3 protein-coding genes are annotated in these 6,100 nt (G+C 71.1%); 2 read left to right on the forward strand and 1 reads right to left on the reverse strand.

The window, feature by feature from the left end:
• The first annotated feature begins 417 nt into the window (after positions 1-417).
• Positions 418-3,612 carry an isoleucine--tRNA ligase gene (ileS, locus tag FNH05_RS29600; protein WP_144592144.1) on the forward strand — a complete coding sequence of 1,065 codons (3,195 nt, stop codon included), beginning with the start codon at positions 418-420 and terminating at the stop codon, positions 3,610-3,612.
• A gap of 58 nt (positions 3,613-3,670) precedes the next feature.
• On the forward strand, positions 3,671-5,269 hold the full coding sequence (locus FNH05_RS29605; protein ID WP_144592145.1) for a penicillin-binding transpeptidase domain-containing protein: 1,599 nt from the start codon (positions 3,671-3,673) through the stop codon (positions 5,267-5,269).
• 232 nt (positions 5,270-5,501) lie between these two features.
• On the opposite strand, the gene FNH05_RS29610 is transcribed toward FNH05_RS29605, so the two are convergent.
• Positions 5,502-6,100: NADP-dependent oxidoreductase (locus FNH05_RS29610; protein ID WP_144592146.1), on the reverse strand; the 599-nt coding region annotated here is incomplete at its 5' end.

Consider the following 6,100-nt stretch of genomic DNA (forward strand, 5'->3'; position numbering starts at 1 on the left):
CAACAACACGGCACGGCAGGCCTTCGGCGCGATCGGCACCGCGGTGTTCGGCGCCGTGGCGGGAGAACCCGCCCATCCGGCGGCCTTCGTGTCCGGTCTGCACACCGCCGGACTCCTCGGTGCGGCGGTGTGGGTGGCGGCCATCGCGTTGACCGTTCGCACGGTGCGATAACCTGGAGACCTATACGGCGTCGATCCGGCCATCACCGGGGAGCCTCCGGAAGAACGGGTGCCCGCCGAGGGCGGGACACCTCAGTAGAACCGGACGGGTGCGGCCCGTGACAGCCGTCCAATGAGCGGCCCGCCTCCGGGTGGGCAAGCGGGGTGGTACCGCGGAACGTGCCCGCCGGCGCGTCTCGTCCCCGTGTGGATCACAGGATCCGTGCGAGAGCGACGAAAACCGCGAGGAGAACGCCGATGTACCCGAAGGCTCAGCTGGGCGGGCAGACGCCGGGCCAGGTGGAGTCCCAGCCGTCCTTTCCCGCCCTCGAAAAGCGGGTACTCGAATACTGGGAGTCCGACCGGACCTTCCAGGCCACCATCGACGCCCGTGACCCGGGCGCGCACGGGGCCAACGAGTACGTGTTCTACGACGGCCCGCCCTTCGCCAACGGCCTGCCGCACTACGGCCACCTGCTCACCGGCTACGTCAAGGACATCGTGCCGCGCTACCAGACCATGCGCGGCAAGCACGTGGAACGCCGGTTCGGCTGGGACACCCACGGCCTGCCCGCGGAGCTGGAGGCCGAGCGGCAGCTGGGCATCACCGACAAGTCGCAGATCGACGACATGGGCATCGCCGAGTTCAACCGGGCCTGCCGCGAATCGGTGCTGCGCTACACCGGCGAGTGGCGGGACTACGTCACGCGCCAGGCGCGGTGGGTGGACTTCGAGCACGACTACAAGACCCTCGATCTGTCCTATATGGAATCGGTGATCTGGGCCTTCAAGCAGTTGTGGGACAAGGGCCTGGTCTACGAGGGCTACCGGGTGCTGCCCTACTGCTGGCGGGACGAGACGCCGCTGTCCAACCACGAACTGCGGATGGACGAGGACGTCTACGCCAGCAGGCAGGACCCGGCGGTCACCGTCGGGTTCCGCCTGCACGGCAGCGAGGCGCACCCCGGCCTGGACGGCGCACACCTGCTGATCTGGACCACCACGCCGTGGACCCTGCCCTCCAACCAGGCCGCCGCGGTGCACCCGGACGTGGACTACGTGGTGGTGGAGCCGGAAACCCAGCCGGGGCGGCGTTTCGTGCTCGCCGAGGCCCGCGTCCCGGCGTACGCGCGCGAACTGGGCGAGGAGCCGAAGGTCGTCGCCCGCTACAAGGGTGCCGCGCTGGCGGGGCTGTCCTACGATCCGCCGTTCCCGTACTTCGTCGGCGCCGAGAACTCGCACCGGATCCTGCTCGCGGACTTCGTCACCACCGGCGACGGCACCGGCGTCGTGCACATGGCGCCCGCCTACGGCGAGGACGACAAGGCCGCGGCGGACGCGGCGGGCATCACCCCGGTCACCCCGGTGGACGCCAAGGGGCGCTTCGACGCCACCGTCCCGGACTACCAGGGCCGGCAGGTGTTCGAAGCCAACCCCGACATCATCCGCGACCTCAAGAACGGCACGGGTTCGGCGGCACAGCAGGGCGCGGTGCTGTTGCGGCACGAGACCTACGAGCACTCATACCCGCACTGCTGGCGCTGCCGCAACCCGCTGATCTATCGCGCGGTGTCGTCGTGGTTCGTCAAGGTGACCGAGTTCCGCGACCGCATGGTCGAGCTGAACCAGCAGATCACCTGGTACCCCGAGCACGTCAAGGACGGCCAGTTCGGGAAGTGGCTGGAGAACGCCAGGGACTGGTCGGTCTCCCGCAACCGCTACTGGGGCACGCCGATCCCGGTGTGGATCTCGGATGACCCGGCCTACCCGCGGATCGACGTGTACGGCTCGCTGGACGAGCTGGAACGGGACTTCGGCGTGCGGCCGACGGACCTGCACCGGCCCTACATCGACGAGCTGACCCGGCCCAATCCGGACGACCCGAGCGGGAAGTCCACGATGCGCCGCATCCCCGACGTGTTCGACGTGTGGTTCGACTCGGGGTCGATGCCCTACGCCCAGGTGCACTACCCGTTCGAGAACGCGGAATGGTTCGAGCACCACTACCCGAGCGACTTCATCGTCGAGTACATCGGACAGACCCGCGGCTGGTTCTACCTGCTGCACGTGCTGGCCACCGCGCTGTTCGACCGTCCGGCGTTCCGCATGTGCGTCTCGCACGGCATCGTGCTGGGCTCCGACGGCCAGAAGATGTCCAAGTCGCTGCGGAACTACCCGGACGTCAACGAGGTGTTCGACCGCGACGGTTCCGACGCCATGCGCTGGTACCTGATGGCGAGCCCGATCCTGCGCGGCGGCAACCTCGTCGTCACCGACAAGGGCATCCGCGACGCGGTGCGCCAGGCGGTGCTGCCGCTGTGGAACTCGTACTACTTCCTCGCGCTCTACGCCAATGCGGAGGGGATCGAGGGCCGCTGGCGGACCGACTCGAAGCACCTGCTCGACCGCTACATCCTGGCCAAGACCAACGAGCTGGTCACCGACGTCGGGGCCGCACTGGACGTCTGCGACATCGCGGGCGCGTGCACCACTGTCCGTGACTTCCTCGAGGTCCTGACGAACTGGTACGTGCGCCGTTCCCGCGAGCGGTTCTGGGCCGGGGAACGGGACGCGGTCGACACCCTGCACACCGTGCTGGAGGTGACCTGCCGGACGGTGGCGCCGCTGCTGCCGCTGACCACCGAAGCGGTGTGGCGGGGGCTGACCGGTGAGCGCTCGGTGCACCTGACCGACTGGCCCATGGTCGACGAACTGCCCGCGGACGCCCCCCTCGTGCGGGCCATGGACCGGGTCCGCCAGGTGTGCTCGTCGGCGCTGTCGCTGCGCAAGGCGAACAAGCTCCGCGTGCGGCTGCCGCTGGCACAGCTGCTGGTGGCGGCAGGCGACGCCGAGGCGCTGCGCCCGTTCGCCGACCTGATCGCCGACGAGGTCAACGTCAAGGCGGTCGAGCTGAGCACCGACGTCGCCGCGCACGGCGCCTTCGAGGTCGCGGTCAACGCGCGGGCCGCCGGGCCGCGGCTCGGCCGGGACGTGCAGAAGGTGATCAAGGCGGTGAAGGCGGGGGAATGGACGACCTCGCCGGAGGGCGCCGTGGTCGCGGCCGGGATCGAACTGCTCGACAGCGAGTACGAGCGGCGCCTGGTGGCCAAGGACGCCAAGGGCGCGACGGCGGCGGCCGAGCTGCCGGAGGGCTCCGGGCTGGTCCTGCTGGACACCGAGGTCACCGCCGAACTGGCCGCCGAAGGGCTCGCGCGCGACCTGGTGCGCGTGGTGCAGCAGGCCCGCCGCGAGGCCGGGCTGGAGGTGGCCGACCGCATCGAGCTGACCGTGGACGCCCCGGCCGACGTGGCCGGGGCGGTGCAGCCGCACGAGAAGTTCGTGGCCGGGGAGACCCTCGCGGTCTCGGTCGCCTACGGCGCGGTGGAGGGCGGTTCCGAGGGGACCGTCGGCGACGGGGTGAAGGTCTCGGTGCGGGTGGTCAAGGCGGCCTGAACCGTAACGAACCGGACAGCATGATCGATATCCCCGGTGAACGACTGGGGGGTTGATCATGCGTCCGGCGGTCCGGAAAGCGGTTCTCGCGGCGGGCGCGATCGCCGTGGTCGCCATCGTGGTGGCCGCGGCGCTCGTGCTGCGCGGCGGTGGAAGCGGCGATGCGGCCGGTGGTGGCGCCACGGACGTGCGGGCCCCGGCCGCTCCCACTGAGCCCTCCGAGGTCGCGGCCGCCTTCCTGCGCGCGTGGGCCGGGAACGACACCGGGGCGGCCGGGGCGCTGACCGACGATCCCGGCGGCGCCGCCGTCGCGTTGCAGGCCGCCTCCTCCGCGCTCGCCGGGACGGCCGTCAAGACCACGCCGGGGCAGGTTTCCGGCAGCAGCGCCACCTTCAAGGTGAGCTGGACGCTCGGCCCGTCCCGGGTGTGGACCTACGACAGCACCCTGACGCTGGTCCGCGCCGGAGACGGCTGGAAGGTGCATTTCGTCCCGTCGTTGATCCATCCGGAACTCGGCCCCGGCGCGCGGTTCGCAGTGCGCTCCTCGGGCGGGGGCACCGCGGTGGCCGACCGCGACGGCAAACCGTTGCTGACCTGGCAGTCCGACGGGGCCAAGCCCAGCGGTGCGGCCGTCGCGCCCCTGCTGGCCCCCGGGATGGCCCGGGTCGCCGGGGAGGCGGCCCAGGGCTGGGCCGTGCTGCTCGAGCAGGCGGACGGCACCGAGAAAACCCTGTACAGCGAGGGAAACCCGGTCCGACCGCTGACCTCGACGCTGAGCACCGCCGTCCAGGCCGCCGCGCAGGCCGCCGTGGACGCCCAGGGTGCCCCGGCGATGCTGGTGGCGATCCAGCCCTCCACCGGAGATCTCCTCGCCGTCGCGCAGAACGCTGCGGCCGGGGGCGCCCCCACCGCGCTCAGCGGGCTCTACGCGCCCGGATCCACCTTCAAGATCATCACCGCGGCGGCGGCACTGGAACGGGCCGCGGCCACCCCGGACACCGTCCTGCCCTGCCCGGGCAGCGTGCAGATCGGGCAGCGGAGGATCCCCAACGACGACGAGTTCTCCCTCGCCCCGCTGCCGCTGCACTCGGCGTTCGCACATTCCTGCAACACCACGTTCGCCCAGCTGGCCTCCGGGCTGCCCGCCGACGCACTGGCCCGCACGGCGAACCAGTTCGGGCTCAACGCCGACTTCACCATTCCCGGGATCGACACCGAACTGGGCAAGGTGGTCGCGGCGCGGGACTCCGCCGCCCAGGTCGAGGACGCCATCGGCCAGGGCACCGTGCAGGCCAGCCCGCTCGGGCTGGCACTGATGGCGGCCACCGTGGCCGCGGGCAAGGCGGTCACGCCGAAGCTGTGGCGCGACCGCGCCACCACGGTCAACACCGGTTACCAGGGGCCGCCGGACGCGGTCGTCGGCGCGTTGCGGTCGATGATGCGCGAGGTCGTCACGAACGGCACGGCCACCGCCCTGCAGGGCAGTGGCCGGGTTTTCGGCAAGACGGGCACGGCGCAGTTCGGTGACGGCAGCGGTGCGAACGGCTGGTTCGCCGGTTATCGCGACGATGTCGCGTTCGCCGTGCTGTTACTGGGCACCAACTCGTCCAAACCCGCGGTGGCGGCCTCGGCGTCCTTCCTGTCCCGGCTCGGCTGAGTCCCCGGCCAGGCCCACCGCCGCCTTCGGCCACTGTCCAAACAGGACAAAAAGACTGGGACTCGATGCCGGACATCACAGCGTGTGGCGTGAGTCCACTATGGACGGCGGGGGGCGTCGGGCAGGAGGCGGCGAGTCTGTCGGAGGTCACCGGCTCAGGGACGGGCCCGGTACTGGCGCCGTCCCTGAGCTGACCGTGACGCGGAATGGGGCGATGGCCGAGCCATCGGGGTCAGCGCACGGTGATGACCAGTTTGCCCGTGGTGTGGCCGGTCTCTCCCAGGGCGTGGGCCCGGGCGCCTTCGGCGAGGCGGAAGGTGCCGGAGACGTGCGCGCGGAGCTTTCCTCGGTCGGCGAGTCGGGCGATAGCGCGGATCCCGGCCTGGTCGTGCTCGACGAGCAGGGTGACGGCGCGGACCTGTGCCTTCTCCGCGGCGGCCTGGGTGTCTTCGGCGACCGGCACCAGGGACACCAGGATCCCACCGGGACGGAGCACACCCACCGAACGGGTCGCGGTTTCCCCGCCGAGGACGTCGAGGACGACGTCGTACCGCTGTTCGGTGTCGGTGAAGTCCTCAGTGCGGTAGTCGATGCAGGCATCCACGCCGATCTCGCGCAGGAAGTCATGTTTGGCGGCGCTCGCGGTCCCGGTGACCTGCGCGCCGCGCTCCTTGGCGATCTGCACCGCGAGATGACCGACACCGCCGGCCGCGGCGTGGATCAGCACCCGTTGCCCCGCCCGCAGGTCCGCGGTGTCGACGAGAGCCTGCCAGGCGGTGAGCGCGGCCAGCGGCAAAGCGGCCGCCTGGACGTGGTCGATCCGGGCGGGCT

Origin of the sequence: Amycolatopsis rhizosphaerae (assembly GCF_007713715.1) — a bacterium.
In the GTDB taxonomy this organism is placed as follows: domain Bacteria; phylum Actinomycetota; class Actinomycetes; order Mycobacteriales; family Pseudonocardiaceae; genus Amycolatopsis_E; species Amycolatopsis_E rhizosphaerae.

Bases quoted from the DNA above. Each gene is read 5' to 3' on its own strand.
- ileS (WP_144592144.1), top strand. From the start codon at position 418: ATGTACCCGAAGGCTCAGCTGGGCGGGCAGACGCCGGGCCAGGTGGAG.
- FNH05_RS29605 (WP_144592145.1), top strand. From the start codon at position 3,671: ATGCGTCCGGCGGTCCGGAAAGCGGTTCTCGCGGCGGGCGCGATCGCC.